This window comes from Carbonatibacter coralli, from assembly GCF_039592655.1.
Lineage (GTDB): Bacteria > Pseudomonadota > Alphaproteobacteria > Kiloniellales > Kiloniellaceae > Carbonatibacter > Carbonatibacter coralli.
This window is the reverse complement of the sequence record NZ_JBBUTJ010000001.1, coordinates 1,058,954-1,083,993: the sequence shown is the minus strand read 5'-3', so window position 1 is coordinate 1,083,993 and position 25,040 is coordinate 1,058,954. Positions and strand designations below refer to the sequence as shown.

General features: G+C 54.6%; 25 protein-coding genes. 9 read left to right on the top strand and 16 right to left on the bottom strand.

The genetic code is table 11. From position 1 onward, the window contains the following. Nucleotides 1–14: 14 nt before the first annotated feature. Nucleotides 15–1,166: a DUF2336 domain-containing protein gene (locus AAAH10_RS05025; protein ID WP_343561147.1), complete on the bottom strand. Its 1,152-nt coding sequence runs from the start codon at nt 1,164–1,166 to the stop codon at nt 15–17. A gap of 630 nt (nt 1,167–1,796) precedes the next feature. On the opposite strand from AAAH10_RS05025, the gene AAAH10_RS05020 reads away from it, so the two are divergent. The 4 genes from AAAH10_RS05020 (at nt 1,797) to AAAH10_RS05005 (ending at nt 5,400) form a co-directional block, all read left to right on the top strand. Next, complete coding sequence (locus tag AAAH10_RS05020; RefSeq protein ID WP_343561145.1) at nt 1,797–2,513, top strand: response regulator transcription factor; 717 nt, start codon at nt 1,797–1,799, stop codon at nt 2,511–2,513. A gap of 158 nt (nt 2,514–2,671) precedes the next feature. Then, nucleotides 2,672–3,142, top strand: coding sequence for a hypothetical protein (locus AAAH10_RS05015; RefSeq protein ID WP_343561143.1), 471 nt, complete (start codon nt 2,672–2,674; stop codon nt 3,140–3,142). Continuing rightward, complete coding sequence (locus tag AAAH10_RS05010) at nt 3,142–4,827, top strand: sensor histidine kinase (protein ID WP_343561141.1); 1,686 nt, start codon at nt 3,142–3,144, stop codon at nt 4,825–4,827. The genes AAAH10_RS05015 and AAAH10_RS05010 overlap by 1 nt, the downstream gene beginning before the upstream one ends. 15 nt (nt 4,828–4,842) lie before the next feature. After that, complete coding sequence (locus tag AAAH10_RS05005; RefSeq protein WP_343561139.1) at nt 4,843–5,400, top strand: HPr kinase/phosphorylase; 558 nt, start codon at nt 4,843–4,845, stop codon at nt 5,398–5,400. Here AAAH10_RS05005 and AAAH10_RS05000 read toward each other — a convergent pair. The 7 genes from AAAH10_RS05000 to pyrF all read right to left on the bottom strand — a co-directional run bounded on the left by AAAH10_RS05000 (nt 5,377) and on the right by pyrF (nt 13,197). After that, nucleotides 5,377–6,006 carry a LysE family translocator gene (locus tag AAAH10_RS05000; RefSeq protein WP_343561137.1) on the bottom strand — a complete coding sequence of 210 codons (630 nt, stop codon included), beginning with the start codon at nt 6,004–6,006 and terminating at the stop codon, nt 5,377–5,379. The two genes, AAAH10_RS05005 and AAAH10_RS05000, sit on opposite strands and share 24 nt — an antisense overlap. Before the next feature lie 94 nt (nt 6,007–6,100). Next, nucleotides 6,101–6,775: a LolA family protein gene (locus AAAH10_RS04995; RefSeq protein WP_343561135.1), complete on the bottom strand. Its 675-nt coding sequence runs from the start codon at nt 6,773–6,775 to the stop codon at nt 6,101–6,103. 101 nt (nt 6,776–6,876) lie between these two features. Beyond that, a complete protein-coding gene (locus tag AAAH10_RS04990) occupies nt 6,877–9,360 on the bottom strand; it encodes a DNA translocase FtsK (protein ID WP_343561132.1) in 2,484 nt (827 codons plus the stop codon). A gap of 185 nt (nt 9,361–9,545) precedes the next feature. Beyond that, entirely contained in the window at nt 9,546–10,784 is a 1,239-nt protein-coding gene (locus AAAH10_RS04985) for an aminotransferase class I/II-fold pyridoxal phosphate-dependent enzyme (protein WP_343561130.1), read from the bottom strand. Between the two features lie 45 nt (nt 10,785–10,829). After that, the gene (locus AAAH10_RS04980) at nt 10,830–11,474 is read right to left on the bottom strand and encodes a phosphoribosylanthranilate isomerase (RefSeq protein WP_343561128.1); all 645 of its coding nucleotides are present in this window, start codon (nt 11,472–11,474) and stop codon (nt 10,830–10,832) included. Between the two features lie 13 nt (nt 11,475–11,487). After that, nucleotides 11,488–12,369, bottom strand: a complete 882-nt coding sequence (locus AAAH10_RS04975; protein WP_343561126.1) for a hypothetical protein — start codon at nt 12,367–12,369, stop codon at nt 11,488–11,490. 81 nt (nt 12,370–12,450) lie between these two features. Beyond that, complete coding sequence (gene pyrF, locus AAAH10_RS04970) at nt 12,451–13,197, bottom strand: orotidine-5'-phosphate decarboxylase (RefSeq protein ID WP_343561124.1); 747 nt, start codon at nt 13,195–13,197, stop codon at nt 12,451–12,453. 110 nt (nt 13,198–13,307) lie between these two features. Here pyrF and AAAH10_RS04965 point away from each other — a divergent pair, with 110 nt between their 5' ends. After that, nucleotides 13,308–13,811, top strand: a complete 504-nt coding sequence (locus AAAH10_RS04965; RefSeq protein WP_343561122.1) for a YaiI/YqxD family protein — start codon at nt 13,308–13,310, stop codon at nt 13,809–13,811. Here AAAH10_RS04965 and lhpI read toward each other — a convergent pair. The 3 genes from lhpI to AAAH10_RS04950 form a co-directional block, all read right to left on the bottom strand. Beyond that, nucleotides 13,765–14,736 carry a bifunctional Delta(1)-pyrroline-2-carboxylate/Delta(1)-piperideine-2-carboxylate reductase gene (lhpI, locus tag AAAH10_RS04960; RefSeq protein WP_343561120.1) on the bottom strand — a complete coding sequence of 324 codons (972 nt, stop codon included), beginning with the start codon at nt 14,734–14,736 and terminating at the stop codon, nt 13,765–13,767. The genes AAAH10_RS04965 and lhpI overlap by 47 nt on opposite strands. A 117-nt stretch (nt 14,737–14,853) precedes the next feature. Next, on the bottom strand, nt 14,854–15,459 hold the full coding sequence (locus AAAH10_RS04955) for an HD domain-containing protein (protein ID WP_343561119.1): 606 nt from the start codon (nt 15,457–15,459) through the stop codon (nt 14,854–14,856). Nucleotides 15,460–15,480: 21 nt separating this feature from the next. Then, entirely contained in the window at nt 15,481–16,350 is an 870-nt protein-coding gene (locus AAAH10_RS04950) for a phytanoyl-CoA dioxygenase family protein (protein ID WP_343561118.1), read from the bottom strand. Nucleotides 16,351–16,456: 106 nt separating this feature from the next. Here AAAH10_RS04950 and AAAH10_RS04945 point away from each other — a divergent pair, with 106 nt between their 5' ends. After that, nucleotides 16,457–17,347, top strand: coding sequence for a LysR family transcriptional regulator (locus AAAH10_RS04945; RefSeq protein WP_343561117.1), 891 nt, complete (start codon nt 16,457–16,459; stop codon nt 17,345–17,347). Here the strand turns inward: AAAH10_RS04945 and AAAH10_RS04940 are convergent. After that, nucleotides 17,344–18,246: a sterol desaturase family protein gene (locus AAAH10_RS04940; protein WP_343561115.1), complete on the bottom strand. Its 903-nt coding sequence runs from the start codon at nt 18,244–18,246 to the stop codon at nt 17,344–17,346. The two genes, AAAH10_RS04945 and AAAH10_RS04940, sit on opposite strands and share 4 nt — an antisense overlap. On the opposite strand from AAAH10_RS04940, the gene AAAH10_RS04935 reads away from it, so the two are divergent. Both AAAH10_RS04935 and xth read left to right on the top strand, forming a co-directional pair. Continuing rightward, entirely contained in the window at nt 18,245–19,027 is a 783-nt protein-coding gene (locus AAAH10_RS04935) for a gamma-glutamyl-gamma-aminobutyrate hydrolase family protein (protein ID WP_343561113.1), read from the top strand. The two genes, AAAH10_RS04940 and AAAH10_RS04935, sit on opposite strands and share 2 nt — an antisense overlap. 726 nt (nt 19,028–19,753) lie before the next feature. Then, complete coding sequence (gene xth, locus AAAH10_RS04930; RefSeq protein ID WP_343561111.1) at nt 19,754–20,551, top strand: exodeoxyribonuclease III; 798 nt, start codon at nt 19,754–19,756, stop codon at nt 20,549–20,551. Nucleotides 20,552–20,581: 30 nt separating this feature from the next. On the opposite strand, the gene AAAH10_RS04925 is transcribed toward xth, so the two are convergent. Beyond that, the gene (locus tag AAAH10_RS04925) at nt 20,582–21,424 is read right to left on the bottom strand and encodes a LysR family transcriptional regulator (RefSeq protein WP_343561109.1); all 843 of its coding nucleotides are present in this window, start codon (nt 21,422–21,424) and stop codon (nt 20,582–20,584) included. A gap of 93 nt (nt 21,425–21,517) precedes the next feature. On the opposite strand from AAAH10_RS04925, the gene AAAH10_RS04920 reads away from it, so the two are divergent. Then, nucleotides 21,518–22,513, top strand: coding sequence for a quinone oxidoreductase family protein (locus AAAH10_RS04920; RefSeq protein WP_343561107.1), 996 nt, complete (start codon nt 21,518–21,520; stop codon nt 22,511–22,513). A 37-nt stretch (nt 22,514–22,550) separates the two neighbouring features. Here AAAH10_RS04920 and AAAH10_RS04915 read toward each other — a convergent pair whose 3' ends face one another. From AAAH10_RS04915 to AAAH10_RS04905, 3 genes are all read right to left on the bottom strand, one after another. Next, nucleotides 22,551–23,132, bottom strand: a complete 582-nt coding sequence (locus AAAH10_RS04915; protein ID WP_343561105.1) for a septation protein A — start codon at nt 23,130–23,132, stop codon at nt 22,551–22,553. Nucleotides 23,133–23,225: 93 nt separating this feature from the next. Beyond that, nucleotides 23,226–24,155 (bottom strand): DMT family transporter, encoded by a 930-nt coding sequence (locus AAAH10_RS04910; protein WP_343561103.1) that lies wholly within the window; start codon nt 24,153–24,155, stop codon nt 23,226–23,228. A gap of 84 nt (nt 24,156–24,239) precedes the next feature. Continuing rightward, nucleotides 24,240–24,950 (bottom strand): pyridoxamine 5'-phosphate oxidase family protein, encoded by a 711-nt coding sequence (locus AAAH10_RS04905; RefSeq protein ID WP_343561101.1) that lies wholly within the window; start codon nt 24,948–24,950, stop codon nt 24,240–24,242. Between the last annotated feature and the right edge of the window lie 90 nt (nt 24,951–25,040).

Sequence of the window (25,040 nt, the reverse complement as noted above, 5' to 3'; positions counted from 1 at the left end):
CATTACCTCACTCATCATAACGCCCTGCTTTTGCCGGAATCCTTGATGGAGGCCTCGATCATGTGAATGGCGTCCTGATAGGCCGGATCCATTCGCCAGGTGTTCGCGATGCGCTTTGCATCTTCCTTGTTGATCTTGTCGTAAAGGGTCATGGCCCGGGACAGCTCTCTCGGGTCTGTGACGTGATTTCCCGAGAGCCCCTTGCGACTCAGCAGATAAATCGAGGCAAAAACCTGTTTGGGGATACCCATTGACAGACAAACAATGGCAATGCCTTCGCTGCGTGTTTCATAAAGAACCTTTGCAACGCCCTTGCGATCAAAACCGCTCAGTTCTGCAAAGATGGATTCGAACAGTTCGATTTCGCCGTCCTTCAGCGCATCCAGCAGCATCGCATTCGTCAGAAGCTTTTCGTTCTTCATTCTCTCAACGAGCGTTTCCGCCGCGGGCGGTTCGACTGTTTCGGCTCTGGCCTTGTGAATCAGGCCGTGGACACCCGCCTGAATCTTGCTGTCGAGGACATCGATATCCAGATCGAAATTTTCGATAATGTTCTGGCGTAGTGCTGCAGAAACCCACCAGTACATGCGTTCGGCAAGACCTTTGGGGAGGTCCTTTCTGTTGATCAGAGGTTCCTGGAACTCGTCGATACGTCTGGATTGTTCGGCCAGATAGTTCAGTGTTTTGTCAGCAATCTCGGCATTGTCGTTGTTGAGAAGTGTCGAGATCACCTTGCGATCGCCGGTGTTGACCAGGGCATCGGAGATGGTTGTCGAGAGGTTGCTGCGCAACGCGACAGAGAGCTGGTGCTGCTGGCTTCTGTGGGAAATGATGTCAATCAGCTCCCCGTCCTTGAGGACAGGACTGTTGAGCAGGATGGGACGGGCCACCTCGATCTCGTCATTGGCGAGTTTGGTGGCAATTTCTGCCGGAATCGTCTCGGCTGTGGCAAGCTCCCTTGCGAGGGCCTGCCGCACTTCCCGTTCAACATCGTTGACCAGTTTTCCAAGGATATCAATGATCAGGGCCTGTTCGTGCTCGGTGAGCACGCGTTCCTGATTGGCGAAGAGCTTGCCAATCGTTTCCGCCAGTTTTTCTCGCCCTTCCCTGGATCGATCCATTGCAAGAGCAAGAAGATTATCCAGAGGTTTATCCAAAGCAGTCATTACCTAGTCTTTGCCTTGTGTCGTTCGCGCTTCCGGTTCCTGGAGTTCACTTTCCTGATACCAGTCAGAAGAGTAACAGTTTCCGTTATATCGCATCAATGCTATTACTCTTCAGACAGTTGGCCTTATGAAGCCTTTGTAAAGGGGTAACAGAAATATCCTTAATAAACCTTTACGATTCCAGCAAACGGCGGAGATCGGAAAAGAAAAAGCGCATAAAATATGATTTTGAAGCTATTTTGAGCCAAATTCTGTGTTCCGGGCAAGTCCGGACAGCGTTTTTCTCGATTCTCAACAATAATTAGTATATATATAACAACAATATAAACATCAGGAATCCGGGTTCAACTGCTCCGGATTTTCATCGGGATTGGGCTGTGTGACTTCAATCCCCGGGAATGATTACTATTGCATGATGACGCGTCCCCCCTGTCTTCACTGGAGTGCTCTTTTGGGCTGAATTTTCCTGACAGAAGACAATTGTGGCACCTTTTTCCCTTTCTCCATGCCATAATCCGTTTTTGGACAAATTCTCTCCTTATTGCGGGGGCATCTCTTTTTGATATCTTCCTGAAAAACCGGATCAGGTCACGTCAGTGAAGAGGTTTCAGTATTGAAAGGATCATTCCTGTGAATCAAATCGATCAGCAAAGCAGCATTGTTCTTGTCGACGATGATCGTAATATCTTGACGTCTGTATCCATTGCCCTTGAGGCAGAGGGGTTCAAGGTTCGAACCTACACAGACGGGTCTGAAGCTCTTCGCACACTGGCAACCCATCCTGCGGATCTTGCCGTTCTGGACATCAAGATGCCGAGAATGGATGGAATGGAGGTCCTGCGGCGCATTCGCGAAAATTCGTCCATGCCTGTGATTTTCCTGACCTCCAAGGATGACGAGGTTGATGAACTGCTGGGCCTGCGCATGGGAGCAGACGATTACATCACCAAGCCTTTCTCCCAGCGGCTTCTGGTTGAGCGCATCAATGCCCTTCTGCGCCGGGAAAAGCTGATGCGTGAGCAGAACGACACCAGCAACGGCGTTGAAAAGCCGATCGTTCGCGGAGAACTGACGCTGGATGTTTCCCGTCATCTCTGCGTCTGGAAAGGCAAGCCGGTCAATCTGACCGTCACGGAGTTCCTGATCCTGAAGGCCCTTGCCCAACGGCTGGGGCATGTCAAGAACCGCGACCAGCTCATGGATGCGGCCTATGGGGATTCGGTCTATGTTGATGACCGGACAATTGATAGCCATATCAAACGTTTGCGCAAGAAGTTCCGGGATGTGGATACCGAGTTTTCCCAGATTGAAACACTTTACGGTGTTGGTTATCGTTACAAGGAATAAGACGCGGCGGGGACGTCAAACTGGGAGTTGCCATCCGGCGGAGGCTCTGGTTTGATGAACCTTCTTTCGGGGCTTTGGGGCTCCGGTGGGTGTTTGATCAGGTAGCTTGGTGAAAATTCTTGTCGATCAGAAGTCATTCCTTCAGGATTCTGGGACTCTTGGCAGTCTGTGCAGCTGTGGTGTTGCTGACAGAGTTTGTCGCCCATTCCGATCTGCGCCAGAAGCATCAGAACATTTTCAGGCCGCTTTCCCTTTTGCTGGGGGAAGAGGGATCTGAAACGGGACCGCGGGAAAAACTTCGCGCAATGCCGCGCTATGACAGCATGTGGTTGTCCGGAGAAAACGGTGAGGAACGCTCCCTGAGCGGGATTCAGCAAAGAACCCTGATCCTGGCACTGGAGTATGATGCCGTGGAACGGGAGTGCAGTCTGACCGGTTTGCAGCCATCCCGTTTTCTCTGGGCCCAGCAATCCGGAGCCAGTGTGACTGACAGCTACGCCTTTTACGCAGACAGGGGCCTTCTCTATCGCGGAATGCATCTGGATGCATGGAAGGCTGAGGCGCAGGGACAGGATGTTGTCTGTTTTGAACTGCCGGAAGAGATCATTTCTCTCCTGTCGGGGGCCTGATGGTTCAGTTTTCCCGGGAACAGAAGGAACAGTCCGACAAAACGAAGGACATCAGGGTTGAGCCCAGACCCCGAAAGGTCAGGAGGGTTCGGCGCTGGCGTTCCTCGCTCTCGCGCAAGATCCTGATGATCAATGTGCTGGTTCTGCTGATCCCTGTCTTCGGTTTGCTCCATCTGGAACAGTATCGCCTGAGTCTGATCGTTTCCGAGCTTGAGGCGATGGGGACACAGGGGCGCGCTTTCTCGCTTTCCATCGGATCAACTGCTGTGGTTGCCGGGCGGGTCGGGGATGAACGGCTTGTGCCCGAGCTGACCCGAAGCCTGATGCGCGGCATGCTCCGCGATGTCGGGGTGCGGGCCAGGATATTTTCCCCGAACGGACAGTTGCTGGGGGACAGTCTCCATCTGACCGGAGCAGGGCAGCCTGTGACCATGACCCCCCTGCCGGAGGCGGGTTTCTGGTCGGGCTTTGACCATTTTGTTGCGCTGGTCGGTGACTTCCTGAACTGGTTGCCGGGTGGAGAGGAAGACTGGGAGCTTTATCAGGAGGCCCGTGTTCAGGACGCTCGCCACTATTCGGAAGTTGTTTCCGCACTCAGGGGCAGGCCGACAGGGATTGTCCGTCAGGATGCCGCTGGTCGACTGGTTCTCTCCGCCGCAGTTCCCATTCGTCGGTACAGGCAGGTTCTCGGTGCCCTGATGCTTTCCAAGGATGGTCAGGAGATCACACGGCAGGTGCAGGATCGCAGACGCGACATTCTGATCGTTTGCGGACTGGCTCTTGCCGTGACCATTTTCCTGTCCCTCTATCTGGCCTGGACCATCGGGCAACCCCTCCGTCGTCTTGCAGATGCCGCGGACCGGGTCCGCTTTTCAAAGGGCAAGGCAGGGGAGATTCCGGATTTCTCCGGCAGGAGTGATGAAATTGGAGATCTGTCCGGCGCCTTGCGGGACATGACAGAGGCCCTGTGGGCGCGCGTTCATGCCATTGAAGGCTTTGCGGCCGATGTATCCCACGAGCTGAAAAACCCCCTGACATCGCTCCGTTCTGCTGTCGAGACCGTCACAAGGGTCAGCAATCCGGACCAGCAAAAGCGGCTGATGAACATTATCCTTGATGATGTCGAGCGGCTGGATCGCCTGATCAGTGACATTTCCGATGCGTCCCGGCTGGATGCAGAGCTTTCCAGAACGCTCATGGAGCCTCTTGATCTGAACAGCCTTCTGAAAACCTTTATCGAGCTTCAGCAGATCACGGCCGAGCGTCGCAATGTTTCCTGCAGGATGGAAATCAATGAAGAACAGGACCTTTGTGTTTCCGGTATGGAGAGTCGTCTGGGCCAGGTTCTCGGCAACCTTCTGAGCAATGCCGAAAGCTTTGCTCCCGAAGGCAGCACGATCCTGCTGAAGGCCTATGAGGAAGAGGGAAGTGCAGTCATCACCGTTGAGGATGAAGGGCCGGGTATTCCCGAAAAGAATCTCGGTGACATTTTCAATCGCTTCTATACCGAACGACCCGAGGCCGAGAAATTCGGAACACATTCCGGTCTGGGGCTGAGCATCTCGAAGCAGATTGTCGAGGTTCACGGGGGCACAATCCACGCCGAGAACCGAAAGGACGAAAAGGGTGAGATTCTGGGGGCGCGTTTTGTGATACGCCTGCCTGTCTATCAGCCTCCGCTCTAGGGGAAAGAGACAAGAATGGAACATGCCAGTCTGATCCATGCCACTGTCATTGCCTTTGCTGTTCCTGTTGCAGCAGAGACACCGCAAAACCCTGACACCGGGTTTGTGGACTGGACTTTTACGGGCAGCCCGGAGATGCAAAAAAGATGGGTCGGAGTGCTCTTGAGAGGTGAGTCCGGCTCCGGAAAGTCCGATCTGGCCCTGCGGTGTCTGGAACGGGGTGCGGTTCTGGTTGCAGATGACCAGGTTGGGCTCGCCCTCCGGAACGAGACAGTGATTGCCTCGGCCCCGACAAATCTTCAGGGCCTTCTGGAAGTCAGAGGACTGGGTATTATCAGGCTGGAGCAGAGCCTTGAAAGGGTCGAACTGGTTGGCGTTGCTGATTTGCAGGACCCGAACGAGCAAAGAGACGTCGAGCGGATGCCTGATTTCAGCAAGGCGGGTCAGAGGGTGAGCTTTCTTGGCTGCTCCTTGCCAAAACTTGAAATCAGGGCCTTTGAAGCTTCTGCGGCTTTGAAGCTCGAGATCTATGCCGGCTTTTGTGCAGCCTTATCTGCTGGTCGCAGATTTTAGGCCGAGCAGAACTGCAGCCAGTATCATGAAGCTGCCGCCTGTGCGTTCAATCCAGACTTTTGCCTTTCCCCTGAAGCGTCTTGAAATCCAGCTTGCGCCAAGGCCGTAAGCGGACAGAAAGAAGCCGTCCAGAACAAGATAGGTTGCTGAAAGGATCAGGAACTGGGGCCAAAATGCACTGGTGCTCTGGATAAACTGTGGAAAGAGCGCTGCAAAGAAGACAACAGCTTTCGGATTGGCCGCTGAAGTCAGAAAGCCCTGTAACCACAAGCCGTGCAGGGAAGCCTGGCTTTCCTTGCTGTGGAGGGCCGGATCATTTGCTCCCGCGTTTTTGATCATGCGAATGCCCAGATAAAGCAGATAGATGACACCGGCCCATTTGGTGAAGGTCAGAGCCGAGCCGGACGCTGTGACAAGGGCTGCAAGGCCGAGACCGGCAGCGAGCATTTGCAGGGCATTTGCACTCAGGTCGCCTGTTGCCGTTGCCAGTGAGCGATGAAAGCCGTGCGTTGCACTGTTGGAAAGCATCAGAAGCTGACTTGGGCCCGGCGTGCTCATCAGGGCAAGCACAGTTGTCACGTACAGCAGCCAGATCTCGAGGCTCATTTGCTTTTTCCCTTCCATTCCCCGGACAATTCATCCGAAAGCCTATGGAGGAATGCAAGGCGAGTCCAGCTGAGTCGTCCGTAATCGGGAAACTCTAGTCGTCGACGCGATTGCGGCCCGGGCGGGGCAGGTTGAGATCCTTTGTGCTGAAATGTTCCGGAGCGATCGGATTGTCGTAGACAGGATCAATCAGCGAGACCTGGGTTGTGATTCCCTGTTCATCAACAACAGACCACTTGACCAGCGACAGCGGATTGTTGGCGAAGATCAGAGTCATCTGGGAGCCGAGATCATCGTCATCAATCTTGAGTGTCAGGACGATGGAACCCTTGGTTTCCACGGCTGATGTAATCGAAATGCCGTCATAGAGCTCAACCTTTTCTCGGATCAGAAACCACAGGGGTGTGCTGGAAAGCGGAATATAGGTTGCTTCCCGCAGTTCACGGTCAAAATAGAGCAGGCTGAATCGTGTTGTGACCAGTGTGATCGGAACCGGATCGTCGTAATCGAAGCGGAACTTCCCGGGTCGCTGGAGGTAGAACTGGCCCTCGGCCGGGCCGCCACCATCAGAAACCTGGATAAAGCGCGAGGAGACAGTCCTGAGGCTGTTGAGATAGTTCTCGACCTTGCGGACAACGGCAACTTCATCGGGAGACAGTCCCTGGAGGGCCTCGCGGGTCTGGCTTTCCTGTGCCTGAAGGGATGTCATGGCAAGAAAGAAGCTCAGGATGAAAGCAACCGGTGCAGTGAGTTTTTTGATTGAAAACATTAAGGGGTCCGCTGGAACAATAGCCTGTTGGTTAGCCTTGAGACCCTGCCGTGGAAATGCGACAGGATCAAGGCTGAATCGTGCTGTTTTTTTCGTTCGTTCTACTCTTCGCGGTTGGGAACGAGCACCTCGCGTTTGCCCACGTGGTTGGCTGCAGAAATCAGACCTTCGTCTTCCATGCGGTCGATAATGGTGGCGGCGCGGTTGTAGCCAATGGACAGCTGGCGCTGGACAAAGCTGGTCGAGGCCTTCTGGTTCCGGATGACAACCTCCACGGCCTTGTCATAAAGCTCATCGCCCTTGCCTGTATTGCCCCCTCCGGAGCCGCCGGCAGAGGCATCAAAACCGGGTATGCTGCTGGTGTCGACTTCGTTTTCGTCTGTGACACCATCAACGTAGGACGGACTGCCCTGACGCTTGATCCAGGTGACGACAGATTCAACTTCCTCATCAGAGGCAAAGGGGCCGTGAACACGCTGTGTTCGCCCGCCGGAACCCAGGAAGAGCATGTCACCCATGCCCAGCAGCTGTTCGGCACCCTGCTCGCCCAGGATGGTCCGGCTGTCAATCTTCGAGGTCACCCGGAAGGAAATGCGGGTCGGGAAATTGGCCTTGATTGTTCCTGTGATGACATCGACAGATGGGCGCTGCGTGGACATGATCAGGTGAATCCCGGCTGCACGTGCCATCTGGGCCAGCCGCTGGATCGCCGCTTCAACGTCCTTGCCTGCAACGAGCATCAGGTCTGCCATTTCATCGACAATGACGACGATGTAGGGCAGAGGCTCCATGTCAAAGGGCTGTTCCTCGTGGATGGGCTGCCCGGTGTCGGGGTCAAAACCTGTCTGTACAGTTCGGGTCAGGACTTCCCCGGACTTGCGGGCCTCTTCCATGCGGCTGTTGTAGCCGTCAATATTACGGACGCCCAGACGGGACATTGCACGATAGCGGTCCTCCATCTCGCGGACAGTCCATTTCAGGGCAACCACGGCTTTTTTCGGGTCGGTGACGACCGGGGCCAGCAGGTGGGGAATACCTTCGTAAACGGAAAGCTCCAGCATCTTCGGATCGATCATGATGAACTTGCATTCATCCGGATTGAAACGATAGAGCAGCGAGAGAATCATGGCGTTGACGCCAACGGATTTACCGGAACCGGTTGTCCCCGCGACAAGCAGGTGTGGCATGCGCGCCAGATCGGCTATGGTTGGAACACCGCCAATATCCTTGCCGAGAACCAGCGGCAACTTGCCTTTGTCGCGCTCGAAGGTATCCGAGGCCAGCAGTTCGTGGATGTAGACCGTCTCCCGGCTCTGATTCGGAAGCTCAATGCCGATGACATTCGAGCCGGGGACGACAGCAACCCGCACGGAAATGGCGGACATGGAACGGGCAATATCATCGGCAAGGCCGACAACACGGCTTGTTTTCGTTCCCGGTGCCGGTTCCAGATCATAGCGAGTGACAACCGGTCCCGGCTTGATCGAAACAATCTCTCCGCGAACACCGAAGTCTTCCAGAACGGTTTCCAGCAGGTGGGCGTTTTTCTCAAGGGCATCCTGTGACAGGCTGGCATCCCGTTCACTCTCCGGGGCTTCGCTCAGGAGATGAAGGGGGGGCAATTCGTATTCGCCGTCTACAGCCGGAAGGTCCAGACGTCCCTGTTCCTCGGATTTCGCGCGTTTCCCGGGTTTGGGCTCCTCAACAGGGTTTTCAACCCGGCTTTCCCTGGAGGCATTCTCCGGGCTGGCTGTCTGTTTTCTGGCATCGGAGCGGGCCTTGAGAAGAGGTTCCTTGCGCTTGCGGCGCTCTTCCTTGCGTTCAGCCGTTCTCTTGCGAAGTTCCGGATTGACCTCCTCCTCGTCAAAATGAGGCGTGTGAATCAAACCTTCGCTCAGGGCGGGGTCCCTGCGCGGGAAGAGGGAGATTTCTCCGCGGATCAGCCCGCGCACTCCCCTGGCGCTTCCTGTGCCCAGATCAACCAGTCCGCCTGAAAGCCTGCGCAGCATACTGGCCCACTCGCTTCTGGAAACGGCGGAACTGTACCCGAAGATCAGGCAGGCCAGAAGCAGGGCTGCGAGGGAGGTCACCCAGACAGGAATGGCAAGGGTGTGTTCCAGATTTCTGACGATCAGAAGGCCGAGGGTTCCTCCGGGATTTCCGGTTACTCCGGGTCCAATCCAGCCTTGCCAGTCCGGAAGTGCTGCAAAGGCAGGAGCGCCCAGAACAACGGGCAGGGGCATGGTCAGCAGATAGCTCCACCAGCCGCGGAAGCTGTGATCCCTGATACTGCGCCAGCCCCATCCCAGTGGCATCAGCACAAGGAAGAGGCTGCCCAGTCCGAAGGTTTGCAACATGAAGCTGCTGAACAGGGCGCCTTCGGTCCCGAGCATGTTGACCGCAGGGGTATCAACAGCCCGGTTGACCCCCGGATCTTCCGGGTTGAAGCTCAGGAGACTCAGAGCCATGACGATGCCGAGGGCGACAAAGAACAGGCCGACCAGTTCCATGGCGCGTTTCCTGAGAAACTCGCTGGCGCCTACAGGCAGGATCTGGAGTTTTTGGCTGTCTTTGCGTGTGGCCATCGGGATCTACTTCTGAAATTGAATGCGAATTTGAAAAGGTATCAGCCTGAATTATAGAAAAGATATTGGATTTGTGCAGGTTTTCTTTGTGGTAACAGCAGAGATAAGTCAAAACAAATCCGTTCTGCCGCTTGCAGGGCAAAAGGGATTTGTTTTGAAAAGGTAACGTTTTTTGCCGTCTTTTGTCAGGCTTTCAGTACATCCCGCAGGCGTTCAAGTGCCAGGCGTGTGAAGTCCGTGTCATAGACAAGCGCAAGACGGATATAGGCTGCTCCGGGATTGAAGCCGGTCTTGTCATCAAGGCTCATATAGGCACCGGGCATGACACGGATACCCGCTTCCTGCCAGAGCTTCAGTGTCGCCTCAACGCCGTTGCCGACATCCAGCCATAGGCAAAATCCGCCAGCCGGCAGTTCAACATTGAAGTCCTCACCCAGAATGTCCCCGGCGATGCGGAAGTTCTCTTCATAGAGTTTGCGGTTGCGAACGACATGGTCCTCGTCGCGCCAGAGTGCAGCACCTGCTGCCTGGGCGGGTTGGGGAACGCCTGCGCCACCGACCTGAAGCGTTGTGCTGATCCGCGTGATCCAGTTCTGGTCACCAGCGATGAAACCGCAACGCAGCCCGGCGGCTCCGGACCGCTTGGACAGGGAATGGAAGGCAAGGATGTTCTTCAGGCGGTCTTCGCCCTGCGCATTGATTTTTGCTGCTGTTTCCAGAGAGGAATGCGGTGGTGTTCCGAAATAGATTTCCGCATAGCACTCGTCAAAGCAGACAACGAAGTCATAGCGACGGGCCAGTTCGATCAGCTTGTGGACCTCTTCCGGTCTGGCAACCGCGCCTTCGGGGTTGGAAGGCGTGCAGAGAACGCAAAGCTTTGTCCGTTTGAGGATCTCTTCCGGAACCGCGCTGTAATCCGGCAGATAGCCGCTTTCACGTGTTGCGGGAACGGCATAGACCTCACAGTCTGTGGCTGCGGCTGCTCCGATGTAGACATGATAGCTCGGGTTCGGAACCAGAAAGACCGGTCTGTCCTCGCCTTCCCTTGGGGCGGGCAGAACACTCAGGGCCGTGAAGAACAGACCTTCGCGGGTGCCCGGAACAGCAATGATGTGCTGGTCTGGGTTGATAAAACCTTCCGGCAGGGCGTAACGGCGCGTCAGCCATTCTGCACTGGCATTCAGATAATCGGGAATGCCCTTGGAAAGCGGATATTTGGCCCAGCCGGCGGGATTGCCTTGCATGGCCTTTTCGATGAGATCGACGGGAGGCGGTGTCTGCGGTTCGCCAATGGACAGATTGACAACACTCCCGTCTTCTTTCGGAGAAACGCCGGGCTGGAGCGGGTCCAGAAGAGCGCGGAGGCGCGTGAAGGGGTGATACTGGTTGAGTTTCTGGCGGTCGAAATGGTGGAGTTCTGTCATGGGAATATCAATCTGTCCTCTGCAGGAAAGGAAATGCAACCGGCATTAAAGTCCTTTGGCTGCCTGAATGAAAGTTTTCATTTTTTCAGGATCTTTCAGGCCCGGCTTGCTTTCCACGCCCGAGGCCACGTCAACGCAGGGACAGCCGGTCAGGCGAATGGCTTCCACGACATTGTCCGGGTGCAGGCCTCCGGCCAGCATCCAGGGCTTTTTCCATTGTGTCCCGGCCAGAAGTGTCCAGTCAAAGGACAGGGCATTCCCGCCCGGCAAGGCGTTCTTCATGCCTTTGGGTGCCTTTGCGTCGAAGAGCAGGTAATCGGCAACGTCCTCAAAGCTGCGCATGGCTTCCAGATCTGCTGCCTCTGCGACCTTGCCCACTTTCATGACAGGGCGCTGGAAGCGTTCGCGGATTTCAGCAACGCGCCGCGGGTCTTCCGATCCGTGAAGCTGAATCAGGTCGATTTCAGCCTTGCTGACAATTTCTCCGAGGAGATCATCTCCGGCATCGACCACCAGCGCGACGTTCTTTACATCCGGAGAGGTGATGCGAGAGAGAATTCCGGCCTGATCAGGCGTGACAGAGCGGGGGGAAGGGGCATAGAAATTCAGTCCGATATAATCCGCTCCGGCCGACAGGGTGTCCTGCATGTTTTCCGGTGTTGTGATTCCGCAAATCTTGACCTGTGCCACGGTTGTTCTTCCCTTACTCTTCTCTGTGATCCGGGTTGTTTTCTGCTTGTGATGCAGATTGCTCCTGCGTGATTTCCGGAACCCATCCGGTTGTCTGTCTGAAGATCAGGGACAGCAGTGAAAAGTTGGCTGCAACCGGCAGATAGGACAGGGCCGAAATGACGATACTCACACCGATAAAGGCCGGAATGTTGTCGTGGATTGATTCTGCAATGGCAACCATGTCGAAAGGCGAAAGGGCTGCATCCTGATCCGGGGAGCCTGTTGAGACGACAAAGGTCATCAGCAGAGCCTGATTGAGGAAAACAAGCAGAAGGGACGGGATGTTGACCAGAATATAGGCAAAAAAGATCCGGCTGCTCTGTCCGGCAGTGTGCTGCCATGATGTCTTGAGATCATACTCGATTTCCTCGACAGCAGCAGCGGGCCAGATAAAACAAAGCCGGATCGCGATATAAAGGGCACCAAGCACGCAGAGGGTCAGAACAAGAGGTAGCGGCAGGAAAGCGGCCGTCAGAATCGAGATCAGAAAGACTGTGATGAAGGACAGGAAGATGATCATCATGGTGCTGCTGAAAAAACGCCAGTGGCGCCTTTTCCAGGCAGTCAGTGATGTCGAATCAGCAATGGCCTTGTCGTGCAGGGTCCGGCGATGCCAGGCAACAGCAAAGAGGACCATCGGGATATAGGCCGCAATGGAGATCAGCAGATTCAACAGGGGCTGGTCCAGTGTTGAAACCGACGCCAGTGTCAGGGCAATGGACAGCACAAAGGGATAGGCGGCCATCCTGATCAGCATGGGAAGGTCGGACAGCATTGTTGTCCAGGAAGCCACACAGGTTTGGATGACCGGAAAGGAGGCGATTGCTCTGGAGGGAGGCTGTTGGGAAGCCATGACATCAAGCCTTTTGGAACAGGGTGTTTTTCAGAAGGTAAGGTCGCTTTGCTGAGGGATCAAGCCTTTGAGGCAGCAGTCTCAGAGGTCTTTCAGTTCCGCGCCAATGCGTCTTGCGGCATCGGCAGGATTGTCAGCCCCGGTGATGGGGCGTCCGATGACAAGATAGTCTGCGCCGTCTCGAACAGCCTGGGCTGGTGTTTTGATGCGTTTCTGGTCTCCTGCTGCGGCCCATTCCGGACGAATGCCGGGGACAACAAGTTTGAAGTCGGGACCACAGGCCTCACGCAGCATGGTGATCTCGTGCGCGGAACAGACAACACCGTCCATGCCGCTGTCCTGCGCCAACAGAGCCAGCCGACGGACCTGTTCTTCGGCTGTAATCTCGCGGCCCATGATTTCGGAAAGATCTTTGTTGTCCATGCTTGTCAGCACGGTCACGGCAATAACCAGAGGGCGCGCAATTCCGAGTTTCCCGGCTTCTTCCGTCGCTGCTTGGGCTGCGCCTTCCATCATGGCCCGACCGCCTGTTGCATGAACGTTGACGATCATGGGGCTCATTTGAACAGCAGAACGCACAGCCCCTGCAACAGTGTTGGGAATATCGTGGAACTTGAGATCTGCAAAGAGAGGAATGGAGCCAACAGCCTTCTGAACGCCCTGTGGTCCGACGGCCGTAAAGAATTCCTTGCCAACCTTCAAACCGCCAACCAGACCGTCCAGTTCCTGCGCAAGCGTCCGGGCGTGTGCAACGTCCCGGGTATCAAGAGCGACAAGAATGCGATCCTTTGCTTCGTTGATAACAGGCAGATTCGGGGATGCGGTCATGACAGGGCTCCGGCAGATCGTAAAACAGGACAGATTTTGCATCTGCCCGGAAAGAGGGTATAGCAAAGAGCGATCTTGCGGTCACGTGCTATCCCTGTCAGGTGAAAAGAATGTCAGAGCTTCTGGAGAAACCCAACCGTATCTTTGTCGATGCCGATGCCTGTCCTGTAAAGGACGAGGTGATCCGGGTTGCCGAGCGTCATAAGTGGCCTGTTTTCATGGTCAGTAACGTCTGGCTGCGTCAGGGACGCCATCCGCTGGTGGAGTCCATCGCTGTGCCCGAAGGCGCGGATGTCGCCGATGACTGGATTGCCGAGCGTTGCGGTGCGGGTGACATCGTTGTCACACAGGATATTCCGCTGGCCGACCGGGCCATAAAGGCCGGTGCCCTGGTGACGAACAACAAGGGAAAGGCCTTCACAGACCAGTCGATCGGAATGGCTGTTGCCGTTCGCGATCTGAAGACCGGTCTGCGGGAGGCCGGAGAGATCAGGGATCATCACCCGGCTTTCTCCAAGCGTGACCGGTCTGATTTCCTGAACGGGCTGGAGCGACTGATTCAGCAGGTCAGGAAGCTTCAGCGCAGCGCTCCACCACCAGCTTCGCCGCGGTAAGATCCTCCAGTGCGTGACCGACAGATTTGAACAGTGTGATATCTGTTGAACTTTCCCGCCCCCTGATCTCGCCACGACAGAGGCTGAAAAGATCTCCGAGAATGTGACCTTCGCCGATGACACCTTCCTTCAGGGGGATGGCCACATCCCCGCCTTCGTGCGTCGCACCTTCGCGCGTGTCGACAAAGACGCGGCTTGTCAGGATGGCCTGGTTGTCAGCCTCGCGCATGTCGGGCCTGTAAGCCCCGACCAGATCGAGGTGTTGTCCTGGTTTGAGCCAGTCTCCGTGAACCAGCGGGACTTCGCTGAGCGTCGCACAGGAAATGATGTCGGCTTCGCTGACAGCATCTTCCAGCTCTTCTGCCACGGTAAAGTGCAGGGCGGGGAACTGTTGTTCCAGTTCGGTGATCAGGTTGCGGGCCTTGTCGGGTGAGCGGCCCCAGATGGCAACGGTCTTGATCGGGCGGACCGCTGCGTGGGCCTGAATCAGTTCGGGAGCAAGAGCGCCTGTCCCGACCATCAGCAGTTTTTTTGAATCTTCCCTGGCCAGATAGCTGGCGGCAAGCGCAGAGGCTGCGGCCGTTCGCTTTGTCGTCAGGGTCTTTGCTTCAACCAGGGCCCGGGGGATGCCTGTCTTTCCGTCAAACAGGATGTAAATGCCCTGGATGGCAGGCAAATCCAGTTCTCCGTTGTGGGGCGAAATGGTGACAAGCTTTACGCCGGTGGCTTCTCCGGCTTCCCATGCGGGCATGAGAAGCAGGGTTGAATCCCGACGCTCTTCACCCTTTTCGCCGGCGGGTTGGGGCATGTCGTGGTGATGGCGCTTGGGCACGGTGATTTCGGATTGGAAGGCCTGTTTGAGCGCTTCAATCAGGGAAGGGTAATCCAGTGCCTTTTCGACCTGTTCGGCGGAGAGATTCTGCATGGCGTCTTTCTTTTGCTGCTGATCTCTCTGCTCCACAAAAAACCGCAGTCTCGAGATCGTTACGAAATTCACTCAAGACTGCGGCAGATAATGTCGAAAGACAATTGTTCTTTTTAATCAGGAGGCAAGCGATGGCAGACCTTTGACAAAGCCTTCCTGCATAACGTCAGGATCATAGGCCTTGCGGCTGAAAACCTCGCGCACCATCGGTTCGAAGAATTCGAGAGACTCTGTCTGATAGTCCGGGTCGAAGGAGCTTTGATCCCAGCGTTCGCAGAAATCGGCGCAGGATTGATAGCAGGGGTGATCCTTGAACTCTTCGCGGGCATTCTTGTCCCAGTTGTAGTGGTGCCCGTAATAGAACATCTGGAAAATGCCGTGGTGCTCGACAACCCAGGACACCTCGTCGCGCACAAAAGGTCGAATCACTTCTGCTGCAAAGCGGTCATGGTTTTGCGGGGCGAGGCCATCGCCAATATCGTGCAGGAGTGCACCGACAACCCAGTCGATATCCGCTCCCTCGCGGTGTGCACGGGTCGCAGACTGCAGACCGTGTTGCAGGCGCGTGATTTGGTAGCCTGTCATGGTGTCTTCGCCCTGCTTGTGCAGCTCGGCAAGAATGCGGTCTGCCGTCAGTGCGTGATAGGGCTTTTCGAGTTCGGCAAGGAATTCATACTCTTCCTTTGTGCCGTCTTTCATCTGGGTAAAATCAACTGTTTTCATTTTTGTGGTTCCCTGTTCCTGTCAGGTTGTTGTGTGTTGAACGTCATAGAGATTGACGGTTTCTTCTGCTCCGGCACTCAGGGTGCCTGCCTGGGCCGCCAGAATTTCGTTATAGAGGCGCATTTCGTTTTCCCCGAAGAGGTGACGGGCCGGCGCAAAGTTGATCCAGTTTCTGTTCCGGTTGGCTCCGCGGACCAGCATGGCGTAGTCGTTGTGGTCTGCCGAGTGCTCGACGTTCGGTGAAATATAGCGGATGGCCATCCCAATGCGTCTGTCGCCGGAATGATTCGGACCCGAAGCGTGGAAAAGCCGGCCGTGGTGAAGGGACATCTCCCCGGGCTTGAGGACATCAAAGACAGCTTCGTCCTCGTTCACCTCGACGGCAATCTCCTGCCCGCGGGACAGCAGGTTGCCTTCATCAAAGGTGTCCCTGTGCGGCAGGATACGCTGCTTGTGGGAACCGGGAATAAAGCGCATGCAGCCCGCTTCCCTCGAAACATCGGAAAAGGCAATCCAGGCGGTGACTTCATCATCGGTTTCGCCCAATCCCCAGTAGGTCAGATCCTGATGCCAGGAGACAATTTTTTCCGTTCCGGCTTCCTTGATGAAAAGCTCGCAGGACCAGACCATCAAATCGGGCCCGATCAGGTCCTCGACAGCATCCAGAAGCTCCGGAGTCTGCGCAATTTGAGCCAGAAGCGGTATGGCGACCTGTCCGTTGATGCGGAACAACCGGTTGAGATCATGAGTGCCGGACCCCGCGCTGTGATTGCGTTCCAGATCTTCGATTTCCTGACGGACTTTCAGGGCTTCCTCGCCGGAAAAGAGGCGAAGAGGCATAACGTAACCCTTGTCTCTGTAGCTTTGCTTCTGTTCTTCCGTAAGCCGCATGGCAGCGCTCTCCTGTCCAATCCTGTTTTCTCTATTTGAGCAGGATTTGTCATTTGGAAAAGTTAATAATGTTGCGTACAAGGAAAAGTATAACTTATGCTCTGGTATGGCTTTCCGACGTATCCCATCCCTGAACTGGCTTCGTGTCTTTGAAACGGCTGCCCTGACCGAGAGCTTCGCGCAGGCAGCGCGTTTGCTGAACATGAGTCCACCTGCTGTCAGCCAGCAGATCAAGGCTCTTGAACAGTCGCTGGGCAAGGATCTCTTTATCCGCAAGGCCCAGCGTGTCCTCCTGACAGATGAAGGGCGGGCCTTTCTGCCTGTTGTCAGACAGTCTCTCTCTTCGATCGAGGCGACGGCCTCGGCACTTTTCGGACCGGAGGAAAGGGAAGTCCTTGTGATCAAGGTTCTCTTTCTGATGGGATGCAGCTGGATGGCTGAAAAGGCAGCCCGGTTTGAAGAAGAGTATCCCCGGATCAAACTGCAGCTGCTGACAGGCAATATACCGGAGGATTTTGCCAGAAGCGGTCCGGATCTGCAGATTGCCTTCGGCTCGGCCACAGACTTTCCCGAACAGGCGGAGCAGCTCTTCCGTGAAAGACTGATTCCTGTCGCCCTTCCCGAAATTGCCCGGAATATCAAATCTGTTGAGGATTTTTTCTCTTACCGGCTGATCGAGGTGTCGGAGCATCACAGCAGCTGGATGCAGCTGCTCTCGGACCGTCTGGAAAGTGATTTTTACGGAACTCTCAGCTTTACCGACAACACTGTCACCGCTCTTTCGCTTGCCGGAGCCGGTTTTGGTGTCGCGCTGGCCCGCGCACCGATCAGTGATCGCCTTGTTGCGCTGAACGGTCTTGTGCCCTGTTTGCCCGGACTCGATGTCCTGGGGCGTCAGCATTACTACCTTTTTGCGCCACAGGGACCCGTGATCAAGTCTGCTGCCCTGGTTTTCAGGGACTGGTTCCTGCGCGAAATCCAGAAGGAAGGTCTTTAGTGTTTTCTGGGCTTGAAAGGTTTGAGGAGCAGCCCGGTGATATCCTTTTCCTCCACGCCTTCCACACCGATCCGCATTGTGGGCGTGCGGATTGTGCGGTTGTGTGAGCCGAAAATCCTGTCCCAGCAACTCAGGACAGTGCCGTAGTTGCTGTCCGTGTCCTTCCTGACGGCATGGTGGTGAATCCAGTGCATGGCCGGTGTGATGACAAGCGGGGAAAGAAAGCGTTCGAGTGCGCGCGGAAGTTTCAGGTTCGAATGGTGGAAGATTGTGGAGATCAGGACGCAGATTTCGAAAATCACAATGGTTTCAAAGGGAATGTCCAGTGTGATGACAATTGCGGCCCGAACAAGCGCGGAGATGAAAACCTCGCCAAAGTGAAAGCGAAGAGCGGACGTGCTGTCGAGAAAGGCGTCGAGATGGTGAATCTCGTGGAAGCGCCACAGGAAAGGAATCTGGTGATTGAAGCGATGCCACCAGTAGATCAGCATGTCGAGGATCAGCAGATCGATCAGCAGAACAGCCAGATTGCCGTCCATGAAGTCTGCGCGCCAGTCCAGCGCATGTGTTGAGGCCCAGGCTGTAATGGGCAGCACGATGAAAGGCGACATCAGCGTGTTGCAGAACCAGAGCAGGGCATTTCGGATAACCCGTCCCCTGGCTTCAGGGCGTTTTGTCAGGTCCGGATGCACGGCCATGGGGCGAAGGCGTTCCAGCGCAAAGAACAGAATCAGCCACAACCCGATAATAATGGCCTTGTTTTGCAGAAGCTCTTCCATTGTATTCCCGCTGTTGGAGAAGACTGATCCGGTGATCAGGCCTTTGAATTCCGTGATTTTGCCCTGATAGTATCCTACAGTGCCCAGGAGTTGAATCACGTTTTGGAGAAGTGACATCATGACATCGGCTCGTTTGCCTCTTGTCGCCATGCCGGGCTGTTCGAATGGCGCGGAACATCCCGACAAGCGCAGATCCTCTGTCGGGCATAAATATGCAAGTGCGCTGACAGATGTTGCGGGTGTTCTGCCGGTCATGATTCCGGCCATGTCTGAATCCTATGACCTGTCTGCTCTGGTGGAGAGGATTGACGGGCTTTTCCTGACCGGAGGTGTCAGCAACATCGAGCCGTTGCGATACGGGCGTGAACAGGATGATGCCTTTGCCCCCTTTGATTCATACCGTGATGCGTTGTCCCTGGCTCTTGTTCGCGAGTGTTTGCAGCAGGGAAAACCTGTTCTTGGTGTTTGCCGCGGACTGCAGGAACTGAACGTTGCACTGGGGGGGACATTGCGCAACGACATTCAGGAGGAAGAAGGCTGTATGGATCACCGGGATCCGACGACGGGTGATCCTTCTGTCGATTATGCAGCAGCACACAGCATTTCGGTTGTTGAAGGCGGTGTTTTTTCCGATTTTCTGAAGCAGGCAGAAGAGGAGTTGCCTGATTTAGGAGAGCTCAGGGTCAACAGTCTTCACCGTCAGGCCATTGCTGATCTTGCTCCTTCCCTGAAGATCGAGGCGACTGCCGCCGATGGTGTTATTGAGGCCGTCAGTGGAACCGGTGAGAGTTTCTGCTTTGCTGTTCAATGGCATCCTGAATACGGGGCTGTAAAAAACGAACTGTCGAAAATAATCTTTGAGGCCTTTGGAAAAGCCTGTAAAACCGCCCTTTTCCGCTAGGGGATTGTGTTTTTTGCAATGCTGTTCACGAATAATTGCGCAGCTTTTTACTGTTGAAATCGTAAAAATTGCACTTACCTATTAAGAGCACCGGTTACCCTCCAAAACAATCGGTGTAGCTGGAACCGTGTCCCCCCCTTACGGTTCCTGTTTCTCTGCGAAGAAGCGGGAGCATCCGGTTTAGTCCCCCCTGACCGGGTGCTCCTTTTTTCTTGTCTGCGATTCTGCTTTTTGCTAGAGTATTTTCTATGGAAATCAGTCTCTTACGGATGGATTTCAAGAGAAGTGGCAATGCCGCTCCTGTTGCGGGAATTGAATAATTCCGAACTGTTAATAATAAACGTTCCGCAACGTTAATAAATTTATTTCCATATCAGAATGAATTCATTTCGAAATTGCAACAAGATGTTTCGCTTGTGCAACAATGATATTCCTTTTTCGAAACGATATTTCTGTCATGAAGCAATTGTCTGTTTTAAAAGGCGTTTCAATGCTCCTGTGCTCCGGGCGCTCTTTTTGAGTTGCTTTTTCATGTTCTGATCAAAGAGCGATGTCTTGTGAAAGGAAGGGCTGGTCCCGGGTTTTTGAAGACGCTGCTCCGGGATAGGGCTTTTGGTTTACAGGGATTTGTGACACTCTCCCCCGGACCTGATACCTGAAACTGATGACCGGGACTCGATAGTGGCAGGATTTCCTGACAGTTCCGGTTTTTTGTGGAGACTGCCTGTGGCCTTTCGTGTTGCAACCTGGAATGTAAACTCAATCCGTCAACGCCTTGATCATCTCAAAAGCTTTGTGGACACACATCAGCCCGATGTTCTGTGCCTGCAGGAAACAAAGGTCAGGGATGAGGAATTTCCGAAGGATGACATGCACGCCATGGGGTTTGAAACAGTCCTGTTCCATGGCCAGAAGAGTTACAACGGCGTGGCGGTGCTGGTCAGAAAATCGGTGCAGGCCGAAGAACGCCTTGTCTGGTGTGACAAGGATGACAGGCGCCACCTTGCCGTCACGCTGGAAAACGGGCTGACGGTTCACAATTTCTATGTTCCCTCCGGCGGTGGCGTTCCTGATGCCGAAGCCAATGACAAATTTGCCCACAAACTCCAGTTTCTGGATGAAATGGCACAATGGGTTGCACAGCCGGAGCAAAAGGCAGGGAAGCTGTTGCTTGTTGGCGACATGAACGTTGCTCCCTTTGAAAATGATGTCTGGAATCACAAAAGACTGCAAAAGCAGATCGGTCACACCCCCGGTGAGTGTGAAAGACTGGTCAGGCTCCATACAGAAGGTGATCTGATTGATGTCGGGCGCCATTTTGTCCCGGAAGATCAGACACTTTTCAGCTGGTGGGGCTATCGTTACAAGCTGTCTGTTGAAAAGGATTATGGCTGGCGTTTGGACCACATTCTGGCCAGCCAGTCACTTGAAGGAAATCTCAGGTCCTTTAAGGCTGTCAAGGACACGCGCCTCTGGGAAAAGCCGTCAGATCATATTCCGCTTGTTGTCGAGCTGGACCTCTGATGCACAAAGGCCATCGTTTGATGGCCTTTTTCACTTGTCCCGTGAAACCATGAAATCAATCAGGGTCCGGATCCGCATGGGGAGCAGTCTTCGTGATGGATAAACGGCGAACATGTCCCGTGAAGCCGGGCGCGTCCCGGTTACGCCGATTTTGAAATGCCGGTCGCTCAGCATCACATCAGGAAGCAGTGCCACCCCCAGATTGCGATCGACAGCTTCCCTGATGAGCTCCAGATCATCAAACACATGCAGTCTGTTCCCTGTTTTCAGGATGTCGCCGTTTTCCAGCAGCCAGCCATGATTCAGAGTCAGGGCCGGGAGTTTGAGCAATCTGTCTCTGTGGATTGTTTCTTGAAGATTGTGTCGGGTTGCAAATTCAGGACTGCAGCAAAAGCTGTAGGTCAGAGACCACAGTTTTCTGGCAATCATTGAAGATTCCGAGAGAGGACCGAGACGGAAGGCGAGATCAATATTGTCACGCAGAAAGTCCAGTTTTGTGTTGGTGGTGATTAAATCAATTCTGATGCCGGGATTTTCTTCGGCGAAGTCCAGCAGCAGGGGGCCAATGCGATCCCTGGCTGCGAGGGGAGGAGCTGTAATCCTGATCAGTTGCTGTTGAGGTGCACTGGAAAACCCTGCAATGGTCTGGAGTTCCTCGAGCGGGGCCTGACAGCGATCAAGCAGGCGTTTCCCTTCTTCTGTCAATCGCACCTTGCGCGTGGTGCGCTCGAACAGCTTGACGCCGAGATTCTCCTCAAGCTCTGCAATCCGCCGACTGATTTTGCTCAGGGGAATGTCAGCTTCCCTGGCAGCTCCGGAAAAGCTCAGGTGACGTGCGACAGAAGAGAAAAGAACAAGATCGTTGTAAATCATTATCTCATATTAGCAATAATATATCCTGATTGGTGATATTATCATCGTTCGTGGAAAGGTCTACTTTTGTGGAAACTTTTGAGGAGACTTTCCATGACCAGCGCAATGATTGTTCCCGAAACGGGATCACCCGATGTTTTGAAGCAGCAGACGATTGAGCGTCCCGAGCCCGCTTCCGGTGAAATTCTGGTCCGCAATCATGCGGCAGCAGTCAACTTTATTGATACCATCATTCGCAGGGGAGAAATGCCGGAAGGCATGATGCCGGCTCTGCCACACATCCCCGGCGTCGAGGGGGCAGGTGTTATCGAGGCGCTTGGCCCTGATGTGAGAGGGTTCTCGGTGGGCGACCGGGTTGCCTGGATGGGACCGGTTGGTGCAGGAGGCTACGGGACGCACTCGGTGGTCGCAACGCCTTGTGTGACAGCCCTTGATGAAGGGATATCGTTCGAACAGGCTGCTGCCCTGCCGGTCAATGCCCTGACGGCCTGGCACATGCTGGTTAATCTGGGGCATCTGAAAAGCGGTGACACAATTCTGGTTCATGCAGCCGCAGGTGGCGTTGGAACAATGATCCTGCAGATTGCGAAACATCTGGGGGCAACAGTGATCGCTTCTGTGAGTACCGGCAAGGAAGACTACGCACGCCAACAGGGCGCAGATTATGTGATTGACTATAAAAAAGAAAATCTTGTGGAGAGCGTTCGGGAGCTAACGGGTGGAAAGGGTGTTGACCTGACTTTGAATCCGATCGCCGGAGAAACACTGAAGACGGATCTCGAACTGCTGGCTCCTCTGGGAACGGCTGTCATTTTCGGTTTTCTGGGAGGAATGCCATCCGGGTCCTTTGCTGAGGACCTTGCCAGACACTTCGGGAAATCTGTCGCTGTCCGGGTCAGCGATATCTACAGCCACTTCACCAGTCGTCCCGAAGTCTTCAATGCTGATCTGGGCAAGGTCTTCGGGCTTCTGTCTTCCGGTGTGCTGTCGCCGAACATCCGGGTCCTGCCGATCGAATCAGCCTCCGAGGCGCACCGTCAGCTTGAGTCCGGGCAGACAACGGGCAAGCTGGTTCTGACGATGGCCTGAGCGTTCGAGCGTTCGCGGAGAGGAAGGGGCCTTCCGATCAGAGAGGCTCCTTTTCCGAAAACTCGTCTTCATCAGGAATGTGATAGCGGCGAATGACCGGATACTGGGCAAAGATGAAGATGATCATCATGGCCATTGGTCCAAAGACCTTGAAGTTAACCCAGAAATCCGTGCTCTGGGTTCTCCAGACCAGCTCGTTCAGGGCAGCCATGGCAAAGAAGTAGATGGCAAAGCGGATGGTCAGAACACGCCAGCCCTCGTTTGTCATCTTCCAGGCCTTTTCCATCAGTGGTTTGATCAGCGGCTTGTTGAACACAAGCCCGCCAAGGAGAACCAGGCCAAAGGCGGACTGAATAATGGTCGGTTTCATTTTGATGAAGGTTTCATCATTCAGCCAGAGGGTCAGACCACCGAAGAAGATAACCACGGCCGCTGTAATCGACGGCACAACCGGAATCTTGCGATCATAGAAATAGGCAACGCCAATGCCGATTGGCGCAGCAGCCATCAGAACAACAGTCGCTGCGATAAGCCCCTGCATGTAATAGACAGCAAAGAAGAGAACAAGCGGTCCGTATTCTGTTGCCGGAGTGATCCAGCCTGGTTTTGTTCGGTTCATTGAGGGTCTGTCCCGGTATTTCTGTGGCAAAATTTGGCTCTGACTATAAGGTTCCTGCCCGTTTCAGCAAGGGAAATCGGGCTTCGGACCTGTTCAGCCTTTTGCTTCGGCTGTTTTGCTGTCCCTTATCTGTGAACGCCCCTTGAGCGTTACAAGGGCAACGCCCAAAGCGGTCAGAACCATTCCGACCATGGCCATGGGGCCAAAGGTTTCATCAAACCAGAGCCATGCAAAGAGCGCGGCTGTTGGCGGAACCATAAAGAAGAGTGAGGAAACCCGGGAAGCCTCACCCTGGCGGATCAGCACAAAGAGGATTGTAATGGCCCCGACGGAGAGAGCCAGGACAAGCCAGGCCATGCCCAGAATAAAGTCTGAACTCCACACTATGACCATGGTCTCTGTGGCGTAGGCGATAGGTGCGCAGACGAGGACCGATGCGGCATACTGGATGACGGAACCGCTCCGCAGATCCATCGTCCCGCAGTATTTCTTCTGATAGAGCGTTCCGGCTGAAATTGTGACCAGGGCAATCAGGGCGAGAATGATGCCTTCCGTGGTTCCGAGACCTGACATCAGCTTGGTCCAGACGACAAGGATGACGCCGGTTACACCGACAAAAAGGCCGGTCCATTGACGGAACGACACTGTTTCATTGAGGAAAAACCGGGCAAAAAAAGCCACCAGCAGAGGCTGTGTTCCGACAATCAGAGCTGTCGCTCCGGCCTGGAGCCCCTGTTCGATAGCGGCAAAGACCCCGCCCAGATATCCTGCCTGCAGGAGCATGCCTGCAACAGCAATGTGAAAGGTTTCCTTCCAGCTTCCGGGCCATTTTGCACGGGTCAGCAGGGCAACGGGAAGCATAATGGCGACGACCAGTGCAAAGCGCGTTGCCAGCAGAGTGAAGGTTTCTGCATAGGGCAGGGCAAACTTGGCAAATACAAAACCGGAACTCCAGATCAATACGAAAATGATCGGAGACAAGGTCGCCAATGAAAGCACTGAAGAACTCTGACTGTTTTGCATCTGCACTGTCCGGAAAGAAGAATGTCAGAAAGCCTTAGCATTCAACTTTCCGGAATACCAGTACACAACTGTTTTTATCCTGCATCAGGGCAGAAAGGACTGCTCCAGTGCCTTGCAGAGCTCATCCATTTCCGAAGCCGGTCTTTCGCCAAGCTGTTCGCCCTGCAACCTGTCGTGGACGGCAAGTCCGACGACCTGGCGGACAGGAAGGACGCCTGCCCAGACGGGAAGCTCCATGTCTTCCTCGTCGTCGACAGGATCTCCGGTCCGGATCTTTGCCGAGACCTCTTCAAGATCCAGAGCGATCAGCTTTGTTGCCTTGAGTTCCTGTGCGTTGGGCTTGCGCGCTTCGTGCCAGCGGCCCGGGGCGATCCTTTCCATCAGGGCTTCCAGCGCGGAATCGGTTTCCTCCGGATCGGTCACCAGTCTGGCATCACCGAAAGCCATGACAGAGCGAAAGTTCATGGAATGGTGGAAGGCCGAGCGCGCCATCACAATCCCGTCGATGGCCATAACGGAGAGACAGACCGGAATGGACCGGGCCTGATTCTTCAGCATGCGTGAAGCGGATGAACCATGCCAGTACACACGCTGTCCCATGCGCCAGTGCATGGTCGGCGTTGCATAGGGGAGGCCGTCAATGGAATAGGCAATGGTGCAGGTCAGGGTCGCATCAAGAATGCCGTGAACCGTTTCATGATCGTAGTGACCTCTTTTGTAGGTCCGTTTCAGTCGGGACCGTTCTGTAACCGGATAGCTGAGTTCGTCGTCCTGGGGTTTGTGCAGTGTACTCATTCTTCTGTCTTTGCTGATTTGTGGTGTCGTTAATTTCCTTGGCAGTCTTGACGGGAAAGTGGCACTATTAAAGTCCAACTTCTGAAGATT

Coding starts and splice junctions, on each gene's coding strand:
- AAAH10_RS05025 (WP_343561147.1), bottom strand. CDS start 1,166: ATGACTGCTTTGGATAAACCTCTGGATAATCTTCTTGCTCTTGCAATG.
- AAAH10_RS05010 (WP_343561141.1), top strand. CDS start 3,142: ATGGTTCAGTTTTCCCGGGAACAGAAGGAACAGTCCGACAAAACGAAG.
- AAAH10_RS05005 (WP_343561139.1), top strand. CDS start 4,843: ATGGAACATGCCAGTCTGATCCATGCCACTGTCATTGCCTTTGCTGTT.
- AAAH10_RS05000 (WP_343561137.1), bottom strand. CDS start 6,006: ATGAGCCTCGAGATCTGGCTGCTGTACGTGACAACTGTGCTTGCCCTG.
- AAAH10_RS04995 (WP_343561135.1), bottom strand. CDS start 6,775: ATGTTTTCAATCAAAAAACTCACTGCACCGGTTGCTTTCATCCTGAGC.
- AAAH10_RS04990 (WP_343561132.1), bottom strand. CDS start 9,360: ATGGCCACACGCAAAGACAGCCAAAAACTCCAGATCCTGCCTGTAGGC.
- AAAH10_RS04985 (WP_343561130.1), bottom strand. CDS start 10,784: ATGACAGAACTCCACCATTTCGACCGCCAGAAACTCAACCAGTATCAC.
- AAAH10_RS04975 (WP_343561126.1), bottom strand. CDS start 12,369: ATGGCTTCCCAACAGCCTCCCTCCAGAGCAATCGCCTCCTTTCCGGTC.
- pyrF (WP_343561124.1), bottom strand. CDS start 13,197: ATGACCGCATCCCCGAATCTGCCTGTTATCAACGAAGCAAAGGATCGC.
- AAAH10_RS04965 (WP_343561122.1), top strand. CDS start 13,308: ATGTCAGAGCTTCTGGAGAAACCCAACCGTATCTTTGTCGATGCCGAT.
- lhpI (WP_343561120.1), bottom strand. CDS start 14,736: ATGCAGAATCTCTCCGCCGAACAGGTCGAAAAGGCACTGGATTACCCT.
- AAAH10_RS04955 (WP_343561119.1), bottom strand. CDS start 15,459: ATGAAAACAGTTGATTTTACCCAGATGAAAGACGGCACAAAGGAAGAG.
- AAAH10_RS04950 (WP_343561118.1), bottom strand. CDS start 16,350: ATGCGGCTTACGGAAGAACAGAAGCAAAGCTACAGAGACAAGGGTTAC.
- AAAH10_RS04945 (WP_343561117.1), top strand. CDS start 16,457: ATGGCTTTCCGACGTATCCCATCCCTGAACTGGCTTCGTGTCTTTGAA.
- AAAH10_RS04935 (WP_343561113.1), top strand. CDS start 18,245: ATGACATCGGCTCGTTTGCCTCTTGTCGCCATGCCGGGCTGTTCGAAT.
- AAAH10_RS04940 (WP_343561115.1), bottom strand. CDS start 18,246: ATGATGTCACTTCTCCAAAACGTGATTCAACTCCTGGGCACTGTAGGA.
- AAAH10_RS04925 (WP_343561109.1), bottom strand. CDS start 21,424: ATGATTTACAACGATCTTGTTCTTTTCTCTTCTGTCGCACGTCACCTG.
- AAAH10_RS04920 (WP_343561107.1), top strand. CDS start 21,518: ATGACCAGCGCAATGATTGTTCCCGAAACGGGATCACCCGATGTTTTG.
- AAAH10_RS04915 (WP_343561105.1), bottom strand. CDS start 23,132: ATGAACCGAACAAAACCAGGCTGGATCACTCCGGCAACAGAATACGGA.
- AAAH10_RS04910 (WP_343561103.1), bottom strand. CDS start 24,155: ATGCAAAACAGTCAGAGTTCTTCAGTGCTTTCATTGGCGACCTTGTCT.
- AAAH10_RS04905 (WP_343561101.1), bottom strand. CDS start 24,950: ATGAGTACACTGCACAAACCCCAGGACGACGAACTCAGCTATCCGGTT.